We start from the raw sequence: 21,648 nt of genomic DNA, 5'->3' as shown, positions 1-21,648 counted from the left end.
TTGCTGATCTAATAAAGTTACCTAAACTATATAATATGCTCACTTTTAGGATCCATGGATGGAGACAAAAGCAACAGTGTATCAGTATGGATTTACACTATTCGAATTAATTGTTTCAACTGCTATCGTTGGAATAATATCACTCCTTTCTTTAGCTAGTTACTCTGAGATCATGTCAAATCATGTGCCTCTACAGCAGCTTCGCCTTATAAAGAAATCACTAAATTTGGCCAGAGGACAGGCCGTATTGCTCGGCAAAAGTATTACTATATGCCCACTAATCGATAATAAATGTGCGCGCAGCCAGTGGCATAAATCACTTAGTATATTTATTGATAAAGGCGATTGGCGCATATTAGAACCCAGTGATGAAATAATAATCACCCTTGATGCAGTACACAATACGCATCTGTTTACGTACCCAAGAGCTGCGATCACGTTTCAACCAGATGGCAGTATAAAAGGATTTACCAATGGGACTTTCGTATACTGTACACATGTTTACAACAGTACGCGTCAAGGGGCAGAGCTTACGGTAAGTTTAACGGGTCGCTCTAGATTAAGAGCGACCAAAAAATGTGAGTTATAAAACTCTTATCGTTCCCAGCACAAATCAGTATCGCCACTGCCTGTATTTCCTTTCAAGCCCAACTCATTTATGGTTAACGTCCTACATTGGGTATCACCTGCAACGGGGCCGCTGTCAGCGGTTGCAGTCACCGTAAAACTGCTTGCATCAGCCTCAACGCTTATCGTGAAATACCCATTCTCAGTTTCAGTTGCGATACCAAGGTCTCCAAGATCACTCGCGTATTGGCGATTATCAACAAAAAACTGCTCTTGTTTATTCGCTGCATCTAACAAAATAACCATTGCATCTGCGCGTGCTGCGCGCGTTACATAGCTGGAATAATTTGGGTACGCGATGGAGGCCAGTATGCCAACAATGGCAACTACAATCATCACTTCAATCAACGTAAACCCGTTAACAGCGTTATTTCTCATCATTCTCTTCCCTTTTGTAAATATAAAGCTGCTTTGTTTCCAACCCAAAAGATACACCAGGATCAGCTGGATCAGGTCGTTTCAAGTAACCATTCTCTAGCTCTGGCATATCTGGTATCTCCGGTGGAATTTCAACTCCGCCATCTCCGAAGCCGTCATCACTCGACCCATCTGTTATTGGAGGTACGATTATTTTTATAACCGTATTACACTCACCCGTACTTGAGTCTGAACTATCGTCAATTGCTTCACATGCAAAGTAAGGTTCGGGTGCTTCAACAATCGCAGTTTGAGTATCAAAACTTAATTTATTAAAAACCTTAGTACCGTAATGCAGATGAAATGCATACAGCTTTCCGGATCCCGCTTCTACCTCACATTTGTTTGAGGTGCCTGGTGGGCTAAATGAAGTAAAATAAGCCACGCCGCCAGCCACTGATGCTTCTGACAATGATTTCTCTGACGTGCTTAACTTATATTTCCATCCTGCAAAGCTCCCAAGGTCAGCTTCTAAATCAGTAAATTTATCTAAGTCAGCAAACTTCTTAGAAAATGGGTCTTGGCTTACATTAAATAAATTTCCAATCTTGATTGTGTCTGGAATATCATCATCTTCAAACGATTTAGTCACCGTATTCTCATCCCTTATCATAAACAGATAATCCACGGCTGACGAAGATGCGGGTCTAGTTCTGTTACCGGAACCCAGCAAAATGGCATCATAAGGTGTTTTTTTCCGAGTTTTAACGCTCGTAGACCCCGAGTCAGTTACCGACACCTTACTAAAATAAGTACGCGCAACAATTGGGGTACTATAAAACCGCCTATCATTTGATGCATTACCACCCGCAAGTTGCGCAAGCTTAAAATGCGTCCATGGTTCACTGCTGTCGTTTGGATTAGACCCCGGCATATCTATACGCCATACACCCCCTCCCGTATCAGCCATATACATCCGATCGTCATACCCATCATAATTAGAGTCCAACGCTTTGACGCTTCCTGCAATACTGTGTCGGCCTGTAAAGCCATTTTTGCGTGTTAACGACCATACCAATTCACCGGTTTGTGCTTTAACAATATAAACGCCTTGCCCGAGTGAATCATTGCTTTTTGACACGTTATCTTTATTGATGTCATAACCCGCTGAAAATATAACGACCGGGTCGTCCCCTTCCTTCTCAATATGTGTTACTAACGGTTTAGCCCACGTTTGACCTAACATTTGAAAATCACCACTGCCACCGGTGATAGGTCCCCCCCACATCAACTTAGGTGAATCGGGATTGGTAATATCTAAAGCATAGTATTGGTTTCCGCCACGGCGCAAACCAAAGAACAACCAAACACTGTCGCCAGAAGACACTAAGTTATCACCATCTTTATCATCATGGTAAAGTGTGGATGGCCCATCCACACCGTATAACTTCGTATCTGCTTTCTTATCTTTCTGACCTTTTAATACAGGAAGCAACCTTTCAGGAATAAACGCCCAGCTTTCCGTCATCGTATCGCCATTATCTTTGAACATATGCATAAAGCCCGCATTGGTGCCCACTAACAACCTAATATTCGGGCTCTCTTCTGTCCCGTAATTTATCGATACGATTTTAGAGTGCAATGGATCGCCTAAAATAGTTTGCCTACGTTCATTACGATTGCTATCTCTATCTTCATCATTAACGTCAATGCCTCTGGCCCACTGCATAATGCTTGCAAGCTCACTGGCCGGAGCATTCATTTTGTCTGCAAACGTTTCTAAATTATTACCATATTGAGTGAACGCGGTTGAGTAAGTAAAGTTGTGTAGCGCCGCAGTCCCAAAATCCGAGTATATATTTCGTGTTGTTTGGCGACTCAGCTGATAATTTACTCCTCCTTTGTCTACAGCATTACCATCTTTTGACCCTGGCTCAGACCAATAAGTTGTGGCATTTTTGTCTATATTGCCATCTTTATCTATTGCTGGATTGCCGCTCATATCAATTAAAGTAGTATCGTTTTTTACCTTTAACTTTTTGATATTACCCTTCCACGTCGTATGTGTTTCAGGTAAAAACATCGTGTAATATAAAGAGTCACTACTTTTAGTTTGGTTGCCTGTATTAGCTGCTACCGGTAAAGCAAAGCTATCCGCTTCTTGACGAATACTGTTTGTAACAGAATTCAATGCTTCTGATAACTGTGATGAAGTATTTGCTTGTAAATACTGCCCTCCCCCTAAATCAGCCGTTTTTTGTAGTATATTCTTGCCTGAACTACTCATACCATTACCAAAACCAATCGTGTAAACCCGCCCAGTATCTTCTTTTGTACTGGTAGTCGGATACAAATCAACTATCGTGTTGCTGTCACCATGAATAGACTTAGCAAGCGCCGGCATATAGTTCCCATTGTATACGGGCGCGCTACTACCAAAGCGGCTCTGGTGTAAACTTCTGATATTCCCATTTTGTTGACTGTCGTTAGAGGGGTCGCCATCTGTCATCAAAATGATATTAACCGCGTTATCACAACGCTCAGGTTCCCCTGATACTTGCCTAAACGGCGAAAGGTATGAATTACCATTTTCGATACTGGTATCTCGGCCGCGCACATTCCTAGAATAATACCGACTGCCTCCCGTCAGATATAGATAAGCTTCCCATAGCGTTTCGCTCAGCGGTGTCGCGCCATTAGCGACCAAGTTATTAATTTGTGATTTTACCGTTGACTGAGCCGCACCAATGCGCGCTAACACGTAACCACCACTACTGCCATTGAAGCGCATTAAGCCGAAGTCAATATCAGGATTTTTATTAACTAAGTCAGTAATCGCATTCTTTGCAACGCCCAACCGGCTATCTGAGCACAGTCTATATCGACCCCGGTAATAGTCATAGCCACAACTACGCCCTGTCCTGCTTGAAAACGCCATACTCCCGGAGGTATCGAAAATAAGCATCACTCTGGGCTTTTCGTCAATATCAATATTGTGCTTCACATACAGTTCTATGTCTTCAGCAAACACAGCTGTGTTTATAAAACAAATAAAAAATAAAATAACGTTTTTCATATTATTTCCCCTGACTTTGGCTAATATACTGTTGACCAACACCGACGATCACGGTTAATCGATGGCGTGTACGGGTTCCATATTCAACCGTGGTACTTATCTCTGTTAAATTGCACATAACTCCCTTGGTATATTTAAAAGATCTTGGGCAATTCAATTGCATTGAACCACTATTCAACGCACGCATTTCATTGTCGGTATTATGTTCGCCTGAAAATGCCTTATTTTGGTCTATCTCTAATTGTTGAGGCGACATCAAGAAATGGTTGGAACCCGACGGCTTTTTACTTTCACTTTGTATAACTCGTTGTACTTCACCAATTAGTAAGTTTTCAGCTTGCTCTCTCTCTTGCGCCGCATTGGTTATTTTTAGGTCAATACTACTGCTACTCATAAGTGTTACCGCGACCGCGGTCACGGCTACAATCATAACCATTGCTGTTACAAGTACGATCCCCTGTTGCTTCTTCACATGTTCCATGACATTGCCCCATTTAACCGCACTGTCGTCGAAAAAACCGTGCGTCTAAAGTTATCCGAAAACGTATGAGTGCGCCTATCTGGGTCGACCCCCAACGTGTAAGTTTGGCTATTTAGCTGTAAACCAGGATCGGGTTCCAATGCCCTCACGAGTAAATATATTTGCACTGTCAGAATACCATCATCATCTTCCCAGTTTGCTGCTTCCATACCCTGCGTACTACGGTAGGTATTCACACGACCATCAGCATCAGTGTCTAAGCCAAAAACCAAACGAAAGTCTTCAATTCCCTCCATCACGGTTTCTACTTGCATACCACTTGTACTTAATCTCAAACGCCTTAATATCGGTATATCTCGCGCCACATTATTGATGGTAATCTCTTCCGTTGATAGAAAGTACACATGGTGGCTATACGGCCAAACAGTTGAATTTACTGTCGGCAATGTAATGGTACCTGCACCAGTTACAAACTCAGCCCGCTCTTGATCGGCAATAAAATAATATCGATTTGAATCTGTGGCTGTGGACGCAACATCGATAGGGTTTCCTTCGAGTAGCTTTAATTGCAATACATCGGTGTCTTCAACACTATCCGAAATACAGCTAAGTACATTAGAACCATCAGACACCTCCGCATAAATAGAGCGAAAATTAGAAGGCGTGGAGTCAGGGAAGCTGCCATTGTTAATCCCACCAAAGCAGTCACCACTTGGATTAGAAGGGCTCTCGACATTTTCATCTGTAAACTCTTCATCATAAAAGGTCCCCCAAAAACCCACTTGTTCTATATCTCGCTGTAAAATAGATAATGCCAATCTGCCGGTTTCTTGCATTTCTCCAATTGCCATTGTATCTCTCGTGGTTACTTTCATACTGACGTAAGTGGCTATCACCCCCCCTAAGATCAAAGCACCAATAAACATCGAAATCATTAATTCAAGAATTGAAAAACCAGTGCGCTTCATTAAACACCTCTTGCAAAAATAAACGTAGTCAGTACAACCAAACGCCGCTTATCATCGTTGGTACCACAGCTAATACCTTTAATAGCGTCAGTTGCTTTTATTTCTTGTCGACCTTGCCAAGCCACAACCACTTGCACATCAATTCCTTTACCTTGTGCATCAGCATCTAAGTCTATACACACGGTTGTATCATCCAACGTTCCTGTATTTTCTCTAGCACGAATCGCGTTTTTCCACTGCTCTAAATCAAGCGCAGCAATCGCAGAGCTTGTACAATCATTGCTAAAACACCTAAGCTGGGGGATTAAGTCCGTATCACTAGAAAAAGTAAGGTCATAATTGCTCACTATGTCTGCGGAGTCATTCACTCTGATCCTTTGTAAAATGTCATTCGCCAGAGCAACTGCCGCGGCGCGTTGCATTGAGTCAAAACTGGCTTGCTTAGCTTTGGCTTGTAGTGCAACTGCACCCAATAAACCAAAGCTCAGCACCATAAAGGCGATGAGTACTTCTAGCAAAGTGAAACCTGCTTGCCGCTTATAAAGTTTTGCCATTGCAAACTCTCGTGATGATTTCAGACACATTAAGAATAAAATATTCAGAAAATAGCTCAATGTGTAATTCCTTGAACGGTCAAAAAGTCTGACAAACGGTTATTTCTGTATTCGAAGGGAAGCACTGCTAAGAAATGAATGTGTGAAACGGCGAGAGGTGAACCGTGTTAGACCCACGTTAAATTAACGCCTTTACCTCTTTAACAGCCCTTCGGCTAACAGGTAATTGCTCTGGAAATCCTTTAATCGTTACCATAGTCCCACCAGTGGCTTGGTGGGCAATAGAGTGAATGGCATCACGTTTAACTAAAGTATGCCTGTGTATTTGAATAAAATCTTGTGGGTAATGTGCTAACAAATACTTTAAGCTATGATCCACCATAGCTTCGCCTCCTTCAAACCAGATATGAGTATACTTATCATCTGCTTGCGCAACTAATACCTCTGAAATGTTTACCGAACGCGTCTCACCCGCCAATTGGTATTGTAATTTTGGTGTATATAACCGAGACATCACTGCAGTTAGCTGCTCTATTTGCACTGGTTTTACCAAGTAGCCCGCAGCAAAAACGTGAAACGCCTCCAATGCAAATTCAGCATGCGCTGTCACAAAAACAACTTTAACCTCTGGATGTGAAGTACTTAAAAGTGTCGCAACCTCTATGCCATTCATTCCCGGCATATCAATATCGAGCAGTAAGATATTTGGCTTACACTTATCTACTAACTCTAAGACTTGTTCACCATGTTCAGCAGCCCCCACAGACTCAAAGCCACCCAGCTTTTCCATCAATCGATTAATTCTTTGACGTGCTAGAGGCTCATCATCAGCAACTAAGTACTTCATTTATTGACCTCATAGGGCAATATTAACGCAACTCGATATTGCTCCGTCGTCTGTTGCACATCGAGCTTTGCACTCTCACCATAAAGTAAAGCTAAGCGCTCTTTGATATTTCTTTGTGCGATCCCTTGTCCTTTATGTTTTGAAACACTTTTTCCAACTGAATTAGTTACAGTGATCGTTACTCGTTCAGTATCGACGTGCATCTCAATTGTTATAATACCGCCAGTAATATGGCCTTCAACACCATAGTTTACTGCGTTCTCAACCAGAGGTTGAATGGTTAACACAGGAACTTGTATATCTGGCAAACTCACAGGTAATAACCAGTTTACCTGCATTTTACTGGCAAACCGCCACGTCTCTAGCTCTATGTATTTTTGAGATAACAGTACTTCCTCTGTTAGAGAAACAAACTTGTTTGGGTGTAACGCATATCGAGATAGATTCGCAAGCGTTAATACAGCCTGCTCTGCGGCATCAGAGTCTTGTTGTGTCAACTCTGCGATTGTATTTAAACTATTGTAAAGAAAATGAGGCCGAATTCGAGCGTGTAATGCATCCAGCTCTAACCGGGAAAGGGTTGCAATCGTCGTCACTTTATCGCGAAAAATAGCCATGAAATGTAAAAATAACAACGTAACAAATAAACATATCGCACTGTTTTTTGCGATAAATGACCAATCTAAAAAGTGAGTATTTGCAACTTCAAAGAATGACACCCCCAAACTCATAACTAACGTAACAATTTGGAAAACAGTGACAATAAAAAAATATTCAACGAGTCCAGAGCGCGCGCTAATATACTGGCGTAACAGCGACAAAATAGTAAAGCCAATCGCACTCACACAATGAACAAATAAACTAATGATCCCTAAACGAACCCAAATGGATTCATAACTCATAGGAGAAAACGCAAGGAGTAATGCAAGGATTTGAGAGGCGACTAGCATTGCTAGCACACCTCGTTCAGTGACTATCGCAGGAAGCAGTCCATTAGCTAAATCAGGTGATTTAAACATGGCTGCATTCTTTGCTAGCGTAGTTCGATGGGCACAGCAAACACGACATTTTCTTCTTCACCTGGGTTCTCAATGACAGTTTCTCCCCCAAGTTCTTTCAAACGTGTAATAACCTGCTGAACTAACACTTCAGGTGCTGATGCCCCCGCAGTGACACCCACGCTGCTAATGTTATCAAACCAACTTTCGCTCATGCTACTGGCATCATCAATCAAGTATGACGTCGTGCCCATTTTATCTGCAAGTTCACGTAAGCGATTTGAGTTCGAGCTGTTTTTTGCACCAACAACCAGTAACACGTCAACTTTATCAGCTAAGTCTCGTACTGCATCTTGACGATTTTGAGTTGCGTAACAAATATCATCTTTGCGCGGGCCATGTATCTCAGGAAACTTACTTCTGAGCGCATCAATCACATCAGCAGTGTCATCCACAGACAACGTCGTTTGACTACAATAAAATACATTACTCGGATCTTTTATCTCTAATACGCTCACATCTTCTGGCGTCTCTACAAGATAAATGCCACCATCATCATTGGCATACTGCCCCATAGTCCCCTCAACTTCAGGGTGACCGTGATGACCTATCAAGATACACTCTGTGCCCTTGCGACTCGCTCGTGTTACTTCCATATGAACTTTAGTCACTAACGGGCACGTTGCGTCAAAGACCTTAAGCTCACGTCGTTTTGCTTCTTGACGCACTTGCTGAGAAACACCATGTGCGCTAAAAATAACAATGCTATCGTCGGGCACCTGATGTAACTCTTCAACAAATACCGCACCCCGTGCCTTAAGGCCATTTACAACATATTTGTTATGCACCACTTCATGACGAACATATATCGGGCTTTCAAAAATATCTAGCGCACGCTCCACGATACTTATTGCACGATCTACCCCCGCACAAAAGCCCCTTGGGTTCGCTAATAAGATATCCATTAATTACTCACCTCGAGAATATCCACTTCGAATGTGACCTTTTGACCCGCCAAAGGGTGATTAAAATCAACCGTGACAGAATCTCCTGCAACTTCACGCACAAGCCCTGGTAAGTCAGTACCATCAGGTTGCGTAAACGCAATAATACTACCCACTTCAGCCGGTGTATTGGCACCAAATTTACTGCGATCAACATAGTAGATATTATCAGGGTTAGGTTGGCCAAACGCATCTTCTGGTTCCAAATCGAATGACTTGCTGTCACCAACAACCAAACCTAATAAACACTTTTCAAAGTTTTCCGTTAAGCTGCCATCGCCCATAAATAACTTTGCAGGCTTATTATGAACTTTAGTCGAATCTGCTGCTGAGCCATCTTCAAGCTTTATTGAAAAATGAAAAAGCACCTCAGATTGAGAACCTATAACTTGTTCGCTCACGATTTTTTCTCCTGAGAAGAATCACCTTTGAAGGCATCAAATAATAATAGACCTGCACCACCAACAATCGCCATGTCTGCAATATTAAATGCAGGGTAATGCCAGTTTTGATAGTAAAAGTGCAAAAAATCAATCACATAGCCATGTACTAACCGGTCTACTAAATTACCAATAGCGCCAGCTAACACAAGCGAATACGCACCACATAAAACCCAGTTATTAGCTGGCAATTTACGTAACCAAAATAATAACAAGGCACTAATTGCAACGGCTATACTACTTAAAAACCAGCGCTGCCATCCACCCGCTTCGCTTAAAAAGCTAAATGCCGCACCATAATTATGCATATAGGTAAAATTAAAAAATGGCAGTAGCTCAATTGACTCATAAAGCTTCATACTATCCATTACGGCTGCTTTGGTAACATAGTCTACTGCAAATAGCAGTAGACTTAGCCATAACCAAACTAAACCACTTTTTTGAGTTGAGTCGGTCACATTATACTCCTACGCAAACTGACGCTGTTCACCGTCACCTTCGACATTGGTAATACAACGGCCACAAATATCAGTATGTGTCTCATGACTACCAACATCATCACAATAGTGCCAACAACGCTCACACTTTTTAGCATCGGTTGCTGCAACGGTAATAAACAGTCCCTCTATTTCAGAGGCAATTGCATCTTCTGGCTTGTTATCTAAAGATGCAATGGTCACTTTTGATGTTAACAATACAAAACGCAGCTCATCACCTAGCTTTTGTAAGGCATCAGCTAAATCACCATTGGTGTAAAGAGTTACTTCTGCCTGTAACGTAGCACCAATAACCTCTTCTTTACGTGCATTCTCTAGTACACGGTTCACTTCATCACGAACAGCAAGTAAACCCTGCCAGTATTCATTATTCAGCCGTCCTTCAGTAACACCGTTCAGACCTTCATACCATACATCGGTAAATACAAACTCACTGCGCTCACCTGGTAATGCTTGCCAAATTTCTTGAGCTGTAAAGCTCATGATCGGAGCCATCCAACGCGTCATTGCTTCTGCGATATGATAAAGCGCAGATTGGCATGAACGACGTGCATGACTATCACTCTTCGCTGTGTACTGGCGATCTTTAATCACATCTAGGTAGAATGAGCCAAGCTCACCTGTACAGAAATTCATTAGCTTCTGAGTCACTACCAACATTTGATAGTTATCATACGCTTCCAAAATTTCTGTTTGCAATTGCGCTGCACGAGATACAATCCAACGGTCTAATTCAACCATTTCTTCTACAGCAACTAAGTCTGTCGCCGGATTAAATCCACTTAAGTTGGACAATAAATAGCGGCTCGTGTTGCGAATACGGCGATAACGGTCAGCAGAACGTTTAAATATTTCATCTGATACCGTCATTTCAGCCGTGTAATCAGTTGAAGCAACCCATAAACGTAAAATATCTGCGCCAAGCTTGTTCATAATGTTCTGTGGAGAAATAACATTACCTAAAGACTTTGACATCTTACGGCCGTTTTCATCGACAGTGAAACCATGAGTCAGCACTTGTTTATATGGTGCATGACCATTAATGGCAACCGAAGTCATCATTGACGACATGAACCAACCTCTGTGCTGATCTGAACCTTCAAGATATAGATCTGCTGGGCCTGTAAGCTCTTCTCGTGCATCCACTACACACGCATGTGATACACCAGAATCAAACCATACATCTAAAGTGTCTTGCACTTTCATGTATTGCTCAGCGTCGTCACCTAATAGCGTTGTCGGATCTAAGTCATACCAGGCTTGAATACCTTTGTCTTCAACTAAAACAGCAACTTGCTCAATAAATTCTTCCGTATTTGGATGTAGCGCGCCTGTGTCTTTATCTACAAATAGTGCAATTGGCACTCCCCAAGTACGTTGACGAGAGATACACCAGTCAGGACGTCCTTCAACCATGTTGGCAATACGGTTTTCGCCCCACTCAGGTAGCCATTGCGTCTTGGCGATTTCGTTTAAAGAGTCTTGACGTAAGTTAGCCTGATCCATACTCACAAACCACTGCGGTGTTGCTCTAAAAATGATCGGCGTTTTATGGCGCCAGCAATGTGGATAGCTGTGCTGCAACGCATGGTGATGCATTAATGCGCCTTTTTCACTCAGCACTTCAATCACACTCGCATTAGCCTTAAACACGTGTTGACCGCCAAATAATGGCGTATCAGGGAAATAAACACCATTTGCGCCAACTGGGTTTGCAACTTCTAACCCATAAGCCAAACCGGCGCTGAAATCCTCTTGACCATGGCCAGGTGCTGTATGCACAACTCCAGTACCAGAGTCAGTAGTAACATGCTCAGCAACAATCACAGGTACATCAAAATCATAAAATGGATGCGCAACTCGAAGGTTCTCAAGCGCTTGACCTTTTACATACCCTAATACGTGAAAGTGGTTAAAGCCAAAACGATCCATTGCATCTTTGACTAGCTCAGAACCTAAGATTAGACGTTGTACTTTACCTTCATCTTCCACTTGCACAAGTGCATATTCCAATGCTTCATGTACAGCAACCGCACGGTTTGCCGGTAATGTCCATGGCGTCGTAGTCCAGATCACGGTACCTACACTACCCTCACCTTCATGGCCTTCTGCTAAATCAAACGCCGCAACTACCGCAGCTTGGTCTACAAAGTCAAACTTTACGTCAATCGCTGGAGATTGTTTATCTTGATATTCAACTTCTGCTTCAGCCAATGCTGAACCACAGTCAGTACACCAATGCACAGGCTTTGCACCTTTATGCAAATGCCCACTTTTGATGATACGACCTAACACACGAATTGCGTTCGCTTCAAAGTCAAAGTTCATCGTCAAATAAGGTTTGTCCCAGTCACCGAACACACCTAAGCGTTTAAAGTCAGCTTTTTGACCTTCAACTTGCTTTTGCGCATAAGCACGGCATTTCTCACGGAACTCGGCAGCCGTTACTTTCTTACCAGGCTTGCCCACTTTTTTCTCAACCTGTAGCTCGATCGGCAGACCATGACAGTCCCAGCCAGGTACATATGGTGCATCAAAATCAGATAGTGTTTTCGACTTAATAATAATATCTTTAAGGATCTTATTTACCGAGTGACCTAAGTGAATATCACCATTCGCGTACGGAGGGCCATCATGCAAAATAAATGGCTTCTTACCTTTTTTCGCGCTACGGATCTGACCGTACAAGTCTTGTTCGTACCAAGTTTTCAACATTTTTGGTTCGCGTTGCGCTAAGTTACCACGCATTGGAAACTCAGTTTCCGGTAAATTCAGAGTGTGTTTGTAGTCGCTCATTTATCCTAGTTTCCGTATCGGCTACTTAAAATTAAAACATTGCTTAGCGTCAGCAACATCTGTTGCTATTTGCGCTGTTAACTGCGGCAATGTATCGAATTTTTGTTCATTGCGAAGCTTTTTGACCAGCTCCACTTGCATAAAATGTCCGTAAACATCTTGATTAAAATCAAATAGATGTACCTCTAACAAGGCCTTAGTGCCATTTAGCGTTGGTTTAGTACCAACGTTAGCCACACCTTTGTACTGCTTGCCATTTAAATTGACCCGAACAGCAAAAACCCCTTGAACGGGGATCACTTGGCGCTTTAACGCAATATTCGCAGTGCGAAAACCAAGTTCTCGGCCTTTTTTCCAGCCATGGATAACTCGACCTGCAATGGTATATGTATGACCTAGCATTTGATGTGCGGTATCTAAATCACCTTTTGCTAGCGCAGCCCTTATCAAAGTACTACTTACTCGACAGTCATCGCGGCGCAAACTCGCCGTGCTTTTCACATGCATAGAGACAGACTCGCCGATCTCTTTAAGCATATTAAAGTCACCTCGACGTGCATGACCAAATTTAAAGTCATCACCGACTGTTAAAGCTTTCACCCCAAGCTTTTCAGCTAATATGTGCTGAACAAAGTATTCTGCGCTTTGCTGAGCAAATTGTTGAGTAAAACTCACACAAATCACCCGGTCAATATCGAGCTTTGCTAATAACGCTAACTTGTCTCTTAACCGAGTTAACCTTGCCGGTGCTTTATCTTTGGCAAAAAACTCTTGCGGCTGACGCTCAAATAACATGACTGTGCTAGGCAAATTGTAGCGCTTAGAATCTTGTACAAGGCCTTTTAAAACCTCGACATGTCCCAAGTGCACACCATCAAAGTTACCTATCGTTAACACGCAACCAAAATGATGGGGTCGAATGTTATGGATGCCTCTGATCAGCTGCATTACGTCATAGCCTTAATCGCGTTAATCTTCAAAGTGCCCGATTATACCCAAGTTGCTTAAAAATGCGAACACCTGCATCTTACAGTCTCACATCTTTAATTGTCTTAACTCTCACCCCAAGTACAAACATAATAAAAAAATAGAGTGCCATGGCTAACACTAATAAAGTACCAAGCAACCCAACCTGTTCAATAAACGCCCAAGAGTGCCAATTAAATTGCTCACTGACGTACCACACACTAAGCCCCATTATGATGGAGGCGACAATACATTTTGCGGCAAACCAGTACGTAAATGAGGACACAGTAAACACACTGCGTTTTCTCAGGTGGTAATATAACAGATATGTATTACAACTGGCCGAAAGCGATGTGGCCAATGCTAAACCCAAATATCCTATGAAAGGCGCTAGTGCAAGATTAAACACCATGTTTAATACCAAGGTAACAATACCTATTTTGACAGGTGTCTTCGTATCTTGACGAGCATAAAACCCTGGTGCAAGTACTTTGATCAACATAAAGCTAACGAGCCCTACTGAATAAGCAACCACCCCTAGACTCACTGCTTTAACATGGTCAACCTCTCCCGCAGAGAATGCTCCGTGATCAAACAACACAGTAATAATTAATGGACTTATTACCATAAGCCCAGCCATAGCAGGAAAACCCAAAAAGAGCACAAAGCGCACCCCCCAGTCTAATGTCACTTGAAAATCTTCGGCCGCATTATTAGCATGTAATTTAGATAAGGTAGGTAGAATAACCGTCGCAATCCCAATACCAAATAACCCGAGTGGAAACTCGATCAAACGATCAGAATAATAAAGCCATGCAATTGACCCTGTTACCAACAGTGATGCTATTACAGTATCTAGCAACAGGTTTATTTGGCTGATAGACACACCAAACATCGCAGGAAGCATCAATTTTCGTACTTTGGTTACTTCTGGAGAGTGCCATGCAAAGGTTGGTTTTTGTAACATGCCAATGCGTAACAAAAACGGGAGTTGAAATAAAAGCTGTGCTACCCCGCCAACAAATACGCCTATTGCTAATGCATATGCGCCATTCTCAAAATTATCATGCATTAAGATAGCACAACTAATTATTGCAATGTTAAGGAGTACCGGTGTAAACGCGGCAGCAGCAAATTTATTGTATACATTCAGTATCGCCCCACTAAGAGCGACTAAACTGACAAAAAATAAGTAAGGAAAAGTAAATTTTAACAGTGTGCTGGCCAGCTCAAATTTCTCTGCATTTTCTCCACCTTGCCACCAATCAATAAACCAACCAGTGCCAAATAATGCAGCAATGACCGGAGAACCAATCACGCCAAGCAATGTTACACACAATAAAATAGTCCCCAGTGTCCCTGCGGCTTGGCCTACAAAAATTCGTACTTTGTCGTCACCATGCTGTTCTTTAATCTCAGACAATACCGGGACGAACGCTTGCGCAAATGCTCCTTCAGCAAATAGTCGACGTAAAAAGTTTGGGATCCGATTAGCAAATAAAAAAACATCTGCGGCTAGGCCTGCGCCTAACAAATTTGCAACCACGGCGTCTCTCACCAACCCCATCACTCTTGAAATCATCGTCATGGCGCTCACTATCATGCCTGATTTAAATAACCCCTTCGCCACTGTATGCTCCAAAAATAAAAAACACCTAAATTATGCCATAGTCTTTTGCTTATGTTGACATTATCAGTATGAGCTTTGCCTGAATTAGAAAAATATCTATATCTAACACTAGGTGTAAGAATTAAGATTTGATACACTACGGGCATTAATCACTGGATGCGAGAAACTCACACCGTATTTTTGTGGTTCATGTGCCTGTTAAAATTGATCGCCAAACGCATTAAGCCAAGGTTTTCGTCACCACAGGTTACAATTACGAAGAGACAAAGGTCGTGGTAGTCAATATATGTTGACTTTTGCCAATAAAACAGGCATATTCCTCGGCCTTTAAATTAAGCTTATTTTAAGATTGTTAGGAGCAAACCTTGGCTAACATCAAGTCTGCAAAAAAACGCGCTATCACTAGCGAAAAACGCCGTCAACACAACGCAAGCCGTCGTTCAATGATGCGTACTTACTTCAAAAAAGTACTAGTTGCTATTGAAGCTGGTAACAAAGAAGCTGCAACTGAAGCTTTCGCTGCCGCTACACCAATTCTAGACCGTTACGCAGCTAAAGGTCTAATTCACAAAAACAAAGCAGCTCGTCACAAGAGCCGCTTGAATGCTAAAATCAAAGCTCTATAATTTTTGATTTTATTGTGAATTAAAAAAACCGACGAGAGTCGGTTTTTTTGTCTCTGTCATTCAGGTTAATTCAAGTTCAGGATAAAACTTCTTAAGCATGGCTGCTATTTTCTTTGGAGAAAACGGCTTAACCACAAATCCTTTAGCACCTCGCTCTATCGCATCTTTAACGTTATCTACTGTTGAGTGCGCCGATACCATAACCACATTAATATCCGCATTAATTTGATTGAGTTGCGCAATTATCTCTTTACCATCTCCATCAGGTAACTCAATATCTAAAAATACAATATCAAAATGCTGCTCTTCGCACGCTTTAATACATTGGGTTGCTGTTGATGCTTCCCTTACATGATCAATCCCCAAGTGCATGAGTGTTTGGTGCAAAAAGCTGCGAACAGTTCCTACATCATCGACGATTAAAATTGAGATTTGCTGTTCCATTGTCCTTTCCCGTAGGCTGCCAAACTAAAATAAGCTATTATAAACATAATAGATCTATTATAGAGTCCTGCAACCAAAAGGCCATACACAGGAATGTCAAAGCAAGCAAAAAAACAGTCTTTACTAGGGCAAACACAAGGTAAACGCCCTAACCGCCGTCCCACTCAGAAGAAAACGAACCCAACGGCCAACAACACAGCCACAAATAGCACACCTGTTGTTGAAGAAAAAAGCAGTAGTAAAGCTAAATGGCTAATAATGGGTATCTTGGTCATTTTTATTATCGCCTTCCCAAAACCAAAATTACTCACCTATGAAAAGCTTGGCTTAGTAGCACAAAGCATATACTGGCCTGGTCTCCCTGGTGTTGACCCAATTCTACTTGACTCAACCCTTTACCCACAGCCAGCATTAGATCGAAATACCTTATATCTTTGTGCTGACCGAGCTGACCCAAAAACCTGCCATAAGTACCAAATTATCGAACAAAAGGGGATTTTCTCTGTGATTTATAAATACATTTTGGATTAAAAAAACTAATCTGAAATATGTAAAAATACTCGTTTGATACTCGGTTAAAGGATCACCATAATGGCGCTCCTTTAATCAACCATGGAAAACCAAACAGACCATGCCTTACGAGTTCGACTGGCTCTTAAATACCGTATTGTTAATACTGGGCTTCGGTGCCTTTTTTATCAATCACTTAACTCTTTTACGCGTTGCCGCAGTGGCAGCATGTAGCCTTTTGTTTCTTTCGTTCAGTCTGGACTTGGTTAATACCAGCGTGGTTTCTAATTTAAGCCTCATATTAATTAATACATTTTATCTATTTAAAGTGTATACATTTGGACAATTAAATCTAAGTCAGTAGTCAAGTCAATTGAACTACGCTAAAATCATAGCCATACACAGCAGTTAAAGGGTTTCGTATGGCTATGACTGATGAAGAACTATTTTTAGCATCTATGGGCGATGTAGTTCCTTTAGCAAAAAGCAACCAAGCTGAACTTGCTCAAATAAAAGCAGAACCCACCATTGCTCAGCTTGAAAAGCGTAAAGCTGCAGAGCAAGCACTATCATTAGACGTTAATTTTTTATCGACAGAGTACGTCGACTTACTCAACCCTCACGATATCCTTGCATTCAAAAAGCCCGGTGTACAAGAAGGCGTATATAAAAAGCTGCGGCTAGGAAAATACCAAATAGATGCAACAATAGACTTACACGGTCGACGCTTTCATAACGCTCGAAACGCTTTATTTGAATTTATTGTTGATTGCCACAACGGTAACGTACGGGCACTGTTACTGCGCCACGGCATTGGTTTAAACAGTAAACCCGTACCCGCTATATTGAAAAGTTATATTAATAAGTGGCTTCAAGAAATACCAGAAGTGCTCTGTTTTCACTCAGCACTGCGTTGCCACGGCGGCAACGGCTCAACGTATGTTTTATTGAAGAAAAACGATGAGCAAAAAACACAAACAAAAGAGATTTACGCAAAACGTTAAATGAATGACACCTCACGTTTTGCCAAAATGCATATTACGTTGCTTGTGTAAACATCGCAGAAATTCCTAAAAGCACGACCGATAAGACGACCAGTGATAATTTAGCTCCGCTTTGTTTACTTTTCATCGTTAACGCCTTCTTATTATTATAATTATTTATGCCACCTACCCTACTGAATGTAGTCAAATGTCTCAAGGTGTTTTTTTATACAGTATTTAATACTCGATGAATTTATTTAATACCCAACCGCTTTGTCGATTTGATTTTTCAATGACTGCTTTGAAAAGTGTGCATTAATATTAAAGACGATTTGTTCACATACTGTCGCCAAGTCTGTAATTGCGGCACAATGAGGTGTCATGGTGATCAGTGGGTGCTGCCAAAACGGATGTTCAGGCTCAAGCGGTTCTGCGTTAAACACATCTAATGTCGCGCCAGCAAGCTGATGGTTATCAAGTGCCCAAAGTAAGTCATCATCCACTAAGTGCTGTCCACGCGCCACATTTATTAAAACACTGTCATTGGGTAATTGTTCAAATACAACCCGATTTAATATTCCTGAGGTATGCGTTGTCAGAGGAAGTAGGCACACTAAATAGTCTAAATTTTCGAGAAATTGATGAAGCGCGTTTTGTCCATAATAACAATTTATACCGTCAACTTCCTTATGTGTTCTTGACCAGCCACTAACAATAAAATTGTTATTACGTAAAGAGCTCGCAGCAGCTAACCCCAATTCACCCAGCCCTAAAATGCCAACATGATTATGTGCCTTCACACGTCGTGGCTTCCATTGTTGTTGATTTTGTTTGCGTGTATATTCACGTAATCTTAGTTTATGCGCTAAAACATGCGTTAATATATATTCAGCCATATCATCGGCTAGTCCAGTATCAACAATACGTGTCACAGCTACATGTTCAGGGAGTTGCTTCAAAGCAATGCCATCAACACCCGCACCAAATGATTGTACAACTTTTAGATTTGGCAATTGGGGCCAAAGCTCGTCAGGTGCATTCCATGCAATGACAAACTCAACTGCCGCCAAATTTGAGCAATTCGGCCACTGTGATATCTCAACACCAGGCAAAGAGGCACGGAGTTTTTGCTCTAGTTTACTATTGTCTCGCCCCGTTATGCATATTAATACTGCCATCGAATGTTCTCTAAAAAAAGTGATGTGTCATTCTAGTCTTATCATTTAATCATTCATAGTAAGTTCGACATGGTAGTTGTCATATAAATGACAGAACTTTGCAACAGGCTTGTCACAAGATATTCTTACTCTGTGGTCATTGCGTACACCAATAGAGTCAGCCATGATAAGTGTCGATAAAGTCATTGAAGCAAATTTACCACAATTAGAAAACTCCCCAAAAGTAAAAGGCTTAGTAAAAAAAGGATTAGGATATTTACTTCATGAACAAGAGTTTATTGCTTTTGCCGATGCCTACCCACACTTGCAAGGTATTGAATTTGTTGAACAGGTACTTGACGAGCTAGACTTCGATGCGCGCTTTAAACCTAAACAAGTTGAGCATATACCCAGTGAAGGCAGTATTGTTATTGTAGCAAACCATCCTATCGGTTCTTTGGATGCATTGGCACTCATTCGGGTCATCGCAAAAGTTCGGCCCGACTTAAAGGTTGTTGCTAATAGGATGTTGATGTCGGTAACCCCGATGCATTCTTTATTATTACCCGTCGATAATCTTTCAGGCACCAGTCGTCGAAAAGAGTTGGCCAATATCCAGCTGCATTTAAAACAAGAAGGCGCTTTGCTTATTTTCCCCGCGGGCGAAGTGTCACGATTGAGTGCCACCGGGATCAAGGACTGTAAATGGAACTCTGGATTCTTACGTATAGCAAAAAAAGCAAACTGTCCGATTTTGCCTATTTTCATTAAAGCCAAAAACAGCCCATTATTCTATGGTACATCAATGATATACAAACCTTTGGCCAGCTTACTGTTAGTCAAAGAGATGTTTAAACAACGCCAGAAGTCTTTGGAGTTTGAAATTGGTGCAAGTATTCCGCCCGAGTCGTATTTAATCGAGAACTTAAAAGATAAAGAAGTTGTCAGCCTTATTCGTAAACAGCTCTATCGATTAAACAGTAAAAAGTCGCTCCCTCTGAAAACGCAAAGCCCAATTGCAGTGCCAGAATGTAAGAAAGAACTCAAAAAAGCCATTAAAGAATGCGAGTTACTCGGGCAAACCCAAGATGGTATGCAAATCTATTTATATAATTATCAAGGAAGCTCTGTCATTTTTAGAGAGCTAGGTCGCCTGCGAGAAATCGCATTTCGTGCTGTTGGCGAGGGCAGTGGTAAAAGGCGCGATATCGACCGCTACGACATGCATTATCAACACCTAGTGCTTTGGGATACAGAACAACTGGAACTTGTTGGTGCATATCGCCTTGCCAGTGCCAAGCATGTTATTGAAGAACATGGGCAGCAAGGATTATATACAGATAGTTTATTTAGTTATAGCGAGCAAATGCAGCCTTACTTTAAACAAGGCCTTGAACTAGGTAGAAGCTTTGTTCAACCTAAATATTGGGGCAGAAAAAGTCTCGACTATTTATGGTATGGCATTGGTGCGTTCGTTAAACGCTACCCTGAACACCGTTACCTATTTGGTGCTGTCAGCTTATCTAACTCACTTCCTGATGAAGCCAAAGCCATGTTGGTTTATCACTATCAACATTACTTTGCGCGCTTAACGAACCATGCACAGCCGAACAACGAATATAAATTATCAAATGCGCAACTAACGCATTATCAAAGCTTATTCCACGGTGCAGATATAAAAGAAGATTTTGCAGAACTCAAACATATTTTGGCGAATATGGGCGCGCAAGTGCCAACGCTATTTAAACAATACACTGAAATATGTGACCATGACGGTGCAAACTTTCTCAGCTTTAGTATTGATCCTGATTTTAATAACTGTATCGATGGACTCGTCTTAGTTGACTTAGAAAAGCTGAAGCCACAAAAAGCAAAACGTTATTTGGGTGAGTAAATAAACGCCACTTCATAACGAATACCATCATAGGATCACGTTACCCTGATCCTATGATGGTATTTAGCCATTATTTATAGACGCCCATACTCTAATAGCGATGTAGCATTTAGTTACATTTATACGTAAACACAGTGAGAAAATAATTCGATTTACTCGGTCTGTTTGTATTAAGCTGCCCTAGAATTCATAACACATGTACCTTATGCTTAAATACATCATACAAATTGGTTTATTACTTTTGACCATTACCGCTATCTCTGCGTACCAAGAGCTTGGCATGCTTGCAGATAATGGTAAACAAAACGCACCATATTTTTCCCTACCAAGGCTGGATGACGCAGATCAGCGTATCGACTTATCATCATTAAAAGGTCAGCAAACGGTTATCTACTTTTTTGCTCCATGGTGTAGTATCTGTAAATACAGCATGCCTAATTTAGATAAATTACATAAAAATGGTGACCTCAATGCAATTGCTATTGCGCTCGACTACGCAAACCCTCAAAGTGTCCGCCAATTTTCACAAGGGTTAAATTTATCTATGCCTGTTTTACTTGGAGATCACATAACGGCACAAAACTTTAAGGTAAAAGCATACCCAACCTATTACGTGATTGATGAACACCTGAAAGTTGTAGAACGCTCTATCGGCTATTCAAGTGAATTAGGCATAAAAATACGACTGTAAGAAACTGTAGCTCAACCCTACAGTTTCTTACCCAAAGCTAAAACACTTATACACTCTACTTGGTTACACTGTTGCTGAAATTCACCGTTGATTCATATACAG

At 41.5% G+C, this 21,648-nt stretch carries 22 protein-coding genes; 7 read left to right on the top strand and 15 right to left on the bottom strand.

Features of this window, described 5'->3' with window-relative positions; translation table 11 throughout:
• The first annotated feature begins 58 nt into the window (after window positions 1-58).
• On the top strand, window positions 59-589 hold the full coding sequence (locus BGP78_RS16400; protein WP_119862383.1) for a GspH/FimT family protein: 531 nt from the start codon (window positions 59-61) through the stop codon (window positions 587-589).
• Window positions 590-594: 5 nt separating this feature from the next.
• Here BGP78_RS16400 and BGP78_RS16395 read toward each other — a convergent pair whose 3' ends face one another.
• The 13 genes from BGP78_RS16395 to murJ all read right to left on the bottom strand — a co-directional run bounded on the left by BGP78_RS16395 (window position 595) and on the right by murJ (window position 15,241).
• Window positions 595-1,005 (bottom strand): type IV pilin protein, encoded by a 411-nt coding sequence (locus BGP78_RS16395; RefSeq protein ID WP_259386355.1) that lies wholly within the window; start codon window positions 1,003-1,005, stop codon window positions 595-597.
• On the bottom strand, window positions 995-4,060 hold the full coding sequence (locus BGP78_RS16390; RefSeq protein ID WP_119862381.1) for a pilus assembly protein: 3,066 nt from the start codon (window positions 4,058-4,060) through the stop codon (window positions 995-997). The genes BGP78_RS16395 and BGP78_RS16390 overlap by 11 nt, the downstream gene beginning before the upstream one ends.
• Before the next feature lies 1 nt (window position 4,061).
• Complete coding sequence (locus BGP78_RS16385) at window positions 4,062-4,541, bottom strand: pilus assembly protein PilX (protein ID WP_119862380.1); 480 nt, start codon at window positions 4,539-4,541, stop codon at window positions 4,062-4,064.
• A complete protein-coding gene (locus BGP78_RS16380) occupies window positions 4,529-5,509 on the bottom strand; it encodes a PilW family protein (protein ID WP_119862379.1) in 981 nt (326 codons plus the stop codon). The genes BGP78_RS16385 and BGP78_RS16380 overlap by 13 nt, the downstream gene beginning before the upstream one ends.
• Window positions 5,509-6,063 carry a type IV pilus modification protein PilV gene (gene pilV / locus BGP78_RS16375; protein ID WP_119862439.1) on the bottom strand — a complete coding sequence of 185 codons (555 nt, stop codon included), beginning with the start codon at window positions 6,061-6,063 and terminating at the stop codon, window positions 5,509-5,511. The genes BGP78_RS16380 and pilV overlap by 1 nt, the downstream gene beginning before the upstream one ends.
• 178 nt (window positions 6,064-6,241) lie before the next feature.
• The gene (locus BGP78_RS16370; protein ID WP_119862378.1) at window positions 6,242-6,910 is read right to left on the bottom strand and encodes a LytTR family DNA-binding domain-containing protein; all 669 of its coding nucleotides are present in this window, start codon (window positions 6,908-6,910) and stop codon (window positions 6,242-6,244) included.
• Complete coding sequence (locus BGP78_RS16365; protein ID WP_119862377.1) at window positions 6,907-7,929, bottom strand: sensor histidine kinase; 1,023 nt, start codon at window positions 7,927-7,929, stop codon at window positions 6,907-6,909. The genes BGP78_RS16370 and BGP78_RS16365 overlap by 4 nt, the downstream gene beginning before the upstream one ends.
• 14 nt (window positions 7,930-7,943) lie before the next feature.
• Entirely contained in the window at window positions 7,944-8,873 is a 930-nt protein-coding gene (gene ispH, locus BGP78_RS16360; protein ID WP_119862376.1) for a 4-hydroxy-3-methylbut-2-enyl diphosphate reductase, read from the bottom strand.
• Complete coding sequence (fkpB, locus tag BGP78_RS16355) at window positions 8,873-9,313, bottom strand: FKBP-type peptidyl-prolyl cis-trans isomerase (RefSeq protein ID WP_119862375.1); 441 nt, start codon at window positions 9,311-9,313, stop codon at window positions 8,873-8,875. The genes ispH and fkpB overlap by 1 nt, the downstream gene beginning before the upstream one ends.
• Window positions 9,310-9,810: a signal peptidase II gene (lspA, locus tag BGP78_RS16350; RefSeq protein ID WP_119862374.1), complete on the bottom strand. Its 501-nt coding sequence runs from the start codon at window positions 9,808-9,810 to the stop codon at window positions 9,310-9,312. Before lspA ends, fkpB begins: the two co-directional genes overlap by 4 nt.
• A 9-nt stretch (window positions 9,811-9,819) precedes the next feature.
• Entirely contained in the window at window positions 9,820-12,645 is a 2,826-nt protein-coding gene (gene ileS, locus BGP78_RS16345) for an isoleucine--tRNA ligase (RefSeq protein ID WP_119862373.1), read from the bottom strand.
• 21 nt (window positions 12,646-12,666) lie between these two features.
• On the bottom strand, window positions 12,667-13,593 hold the full coding sequence (gene ribF / locus BGP78_RS16340; RefSeq protein WP_119862372.1) for a bifunctional riboflavin kinase/FAD synthetase: 927 nt from the start codon (window positions 13,591-13,593) through the stop codon (window positions 12,667-12,669).
• A 79-nt stretch (window positions 13,594-13,672) separates the two neighbouring features.
• Window positions 13,673-15,241 carry a murein biosynthesis integral membrane protein MurJ gene (gene murJ, locus BGP78_RS16335; protein WP_259386347.1) on the bottom strand — a complete coding sequence of 523 codons (1,569 nt, stop codon included), beginning with the start codon at window positions 15,239-15,241 and terminating at the stop codon, window positions 13,673-13,675.
• A 365-nt stretch (window positions 15,242-15,606) separates the two neighbouring features.
• On the opposite strand from murJ, the gene rpsT reads away from it, so the two are divergent.
• Window positions 15,607-15,867 (top strand): 30S ribosomal protein S20, encoded by a 261-nt coding sequence (gene rpsT / locus BGP78_RS16330; protein WP_010362279.1) that lies wholly within the window; start codon window positions 15,607-15,609, stop codon window positions 15,865-15,867.
• Between the two features lie 60 nt (window positions 15,868-15,927).
• On the opposite strand, the gene BGP78_RS16325 is transcribed toward rpsT, so the two are convergent.
• On the bottom strand, window positions 15,928-16,311 hold the full coding sequence (locus tag BGP78_RS16325) for a response regulator (protein WP_010362280.1): 384 nt from the start codon (window positions 16,309-16,311) through the stop codon (window positions 15,928-15,930).
• Window positions 16,312-16,404: 93 nt separating this feature from the next.
• On the opposite strand from BGP78_RS16325, the gene BGP78_RS16320 reads away from it, so the two are divergent.
• The 3 genes from BGP78_RS16320 (at window position 16,405) to smrA (ending at window position 17,825) form a co-directional block, all read left to right on the top strand.
• Complete coding sequence (locus BGP78_RS16320) at window positions 16,405-16,842, top strand: hypothetical protein (RefSeq protein WP_119862371.1); 438 nt, start codon at window positions 16,405-16,407, stop codon at window positions 16,840-16,842.
• A 100-nt stretch (window positions 16,843-16,942) separates the two neighbouring features.
• The gene (locus BGP78_RS22965; protein ID WP_010362282.1) at window positions 16,943-17,185 is read left to right on the top strand and encodes a hypothetical protein; all 243 of its coding nucleotides are present in this window, start codon (window positions 16,943-16,945) and stop codon (window positions 17,183-17,185) included.
• A 58-nt stretch (window positions 17,186-17,243) separates the two neighbouring features.
• Window positions 17,244-17,825 (top strand): DNA endonuclease SmrA, encoded by a 582-nt coding sequence (gene smrA / locus BGP78_RS16310; protein ID WP_119862370.1) that lies wholly within the window; start codon window positions 17,244-17,246, stop codon window positions 17,823-17,825.
• A 236-nt stretch (window positions 17,826-18,061) separates the two neighbouring features.
• Here the strand turns inward: smrA and BGP78_RS16305 are convergent, their stop codons facing one another.
• Window positions 18,062-18,982: a glyoxylate/hydroxypyruvate reductase A gene (locus BGP78_RS16305; RefSeq protein ID WP_119862369.1), complete on the bottom strand. Its 921-nt coding sequence runs from the start codon at window positions 18,980-18,982 to the stop codon at window positions 18,062-18,064.
• 163 nt (window positions 18,983-19,145) lie between these two features.
• Here BGP78_RS16305 and BGP78_RS16300 point away from each other — a divergent pair, with 163 nt between their 5' ends.
• Together BGP78_RS16300 and BGP78_RS16295 are read left to right on the top strand one after the other, a co-directional pair.
• Complete coding sequence (locus BGP78_RS16300; protein WP_119862368.1) at window positions 19,146-20,855, top strand: GNAT family N-acyltransferase; 1,710 nt, start codon at window positions 19,146-19,148, stop codon at window positions 20,853-20,855.
• Between the two features lie 205 nt (window positions 20,856-21,060).
• The gene (locus BGP78_RS16295) at window positions 21,061-21,546 is read left to right on the top strand and encodes a TlpA disulfide reductase family protein (RefSeq protein ID WP_119862437.1); all 486 of its coding nucleotides are present in this window, start codon (window positions 21,061-21,063) and stop codon (window positions 21,544-21,546) included.
• Window positions 21,547-21,648: the final 102 nt, after the last annotated feature.

Source organism: Pseudoalteromonas sp. MSK9-3 (assembly GCF_003590335.1).
Taxonomy (GTDB): domain Bacteria; phylum Pseudomonadota; class Gammaproteobacteria; order Enterobacterales; family Alteromonadaceae; genus Pseudoalteromonas.
Note: the sequence above shows the minus strand (reverse complement) of the source record. Positions and strands in the feature narration are given on the sequence as shown.

Bases quoted from the DNA above. Each gene is read 5' to 3' on its own strand.
- BGP78_RS16325 (WP_010362280.1), bottom strand. From the start codon at position 16,311: ATGGAACAGCAAATCTCAATTTTAATCGTCGATGATGTAGGAACTGTT.
- BGP78_RS16370 (WP_119862378.1), bottom strand. From the start codon at position 6,910: ATGAAGTACTTAGTTGCTGATGATGAGCCTCTAGCACGTCAAAGAATT.
- BGP78_RS16385 (WP_119862380.1), bottom strand. From the start codon at position 4,541: ATGGAACATGTGAAGAAGCAACAGGGGATCGTACTTGTAACAGCAATG.
- ispH (WP_119862376.1), bottom strand. From the start codon at position 8,873: ATGGATATCTTATTAGCGAACCCAAGGGGCTTTTGTGCGGGGGTAGAT.
- BGP78_RS16365 (WP_119862377.1), bottom strand. From the start codon at position 7,929: ATGTTTAAATCACCTGATTTAGCTAATGGACTGCTTCCTGCGATAGTC.
- ileS (WP_119862373.1), bottom strand. From the start codon at position 12,645: ATGAGCGACTACAAACACACTCTGAATTTACCGGAAACTGAGTTTCCA.
- BGP78_RS16395 (WP_259386355.1), bottom strand. From the start codon at position 1,005: ATGAGAAATAACGCTGTTAACGGGTTTACGTTGATTGAAGTGATGATT.
- BGP78_RS16300 (WP_119862368.1), top strand. From the start codon at position 19,146: ATGATAAGTGTCGATAAAGTCATTGAAGCAAATTTACCACAATTAGAA.
- pilV (WP_119862439.1), bottom strand. From the start codon at position 6,063: ATGGCAAAACTTTATAAGCGGCAAGCAGGTTTCACTTTGCTAGAAGTA.
- ribF (WP_119862372.1), bottom strand. From the start codon at position 13,593: ATGCAGCTGATCAGAGGCATCCATAACATTCGACCCCATCATTTTGGT.
- smrA (WP_119862370.1), top strand. From the start codon at position 17,244: ATGGCTATGACTGATGAAGAACTATTTTTAGCATCTATGGGCGATGTA.
- BGP78_RS16400 (WP_119862383.1), top strand. From the start codon at position 59: ATGGAGACAAAAGCAACAGTGTATCAGTATGGATTTACACTATTCGAA.
- BGP78_RS16380 (WP_119862379.1), bottom strand. From the start codon at position 5,509: ATGAAGCGCACTGGTTTTTCAATTCTTGAATTAATGATTTCGATGTTT.
- BGP78_RS16390 (WP_119862381.1), bottom strand. From the start codon at position 4,060: ATGAAAAACGTTATTTTATTTTTTATTTGTTTTATAAACACAGCTGTG.
- BGP78_RS16305 (WP_119862369.1), bottom strand. From the start codon at position 18,982: ATGGCAGTATTAATATGCATAACGGGGCGAGACAATAGTAAACTAGAG.
- BGP78_RS16320 (WP_119862371.1), top strand. From the start codon at position 16,405: ATGTCAAAGCAAGCAAAAAAACAGTCTTTACTAGGGCAAACACAAGGT.
- BGP78_RS16295 (WP_119862437.1), top strand. From the start codon at position 21,061: ATGCTTAAATACATCATACAAATTGGTTTATTACTTTTGACCATTACC.
- BGP78_RS22965 (WP_010362282.1), top strand. From the start codon at position 16,943: ATGCCTTACGAGTTCGACTGGCTCTTAAATACCGTATTGTTAATACTG.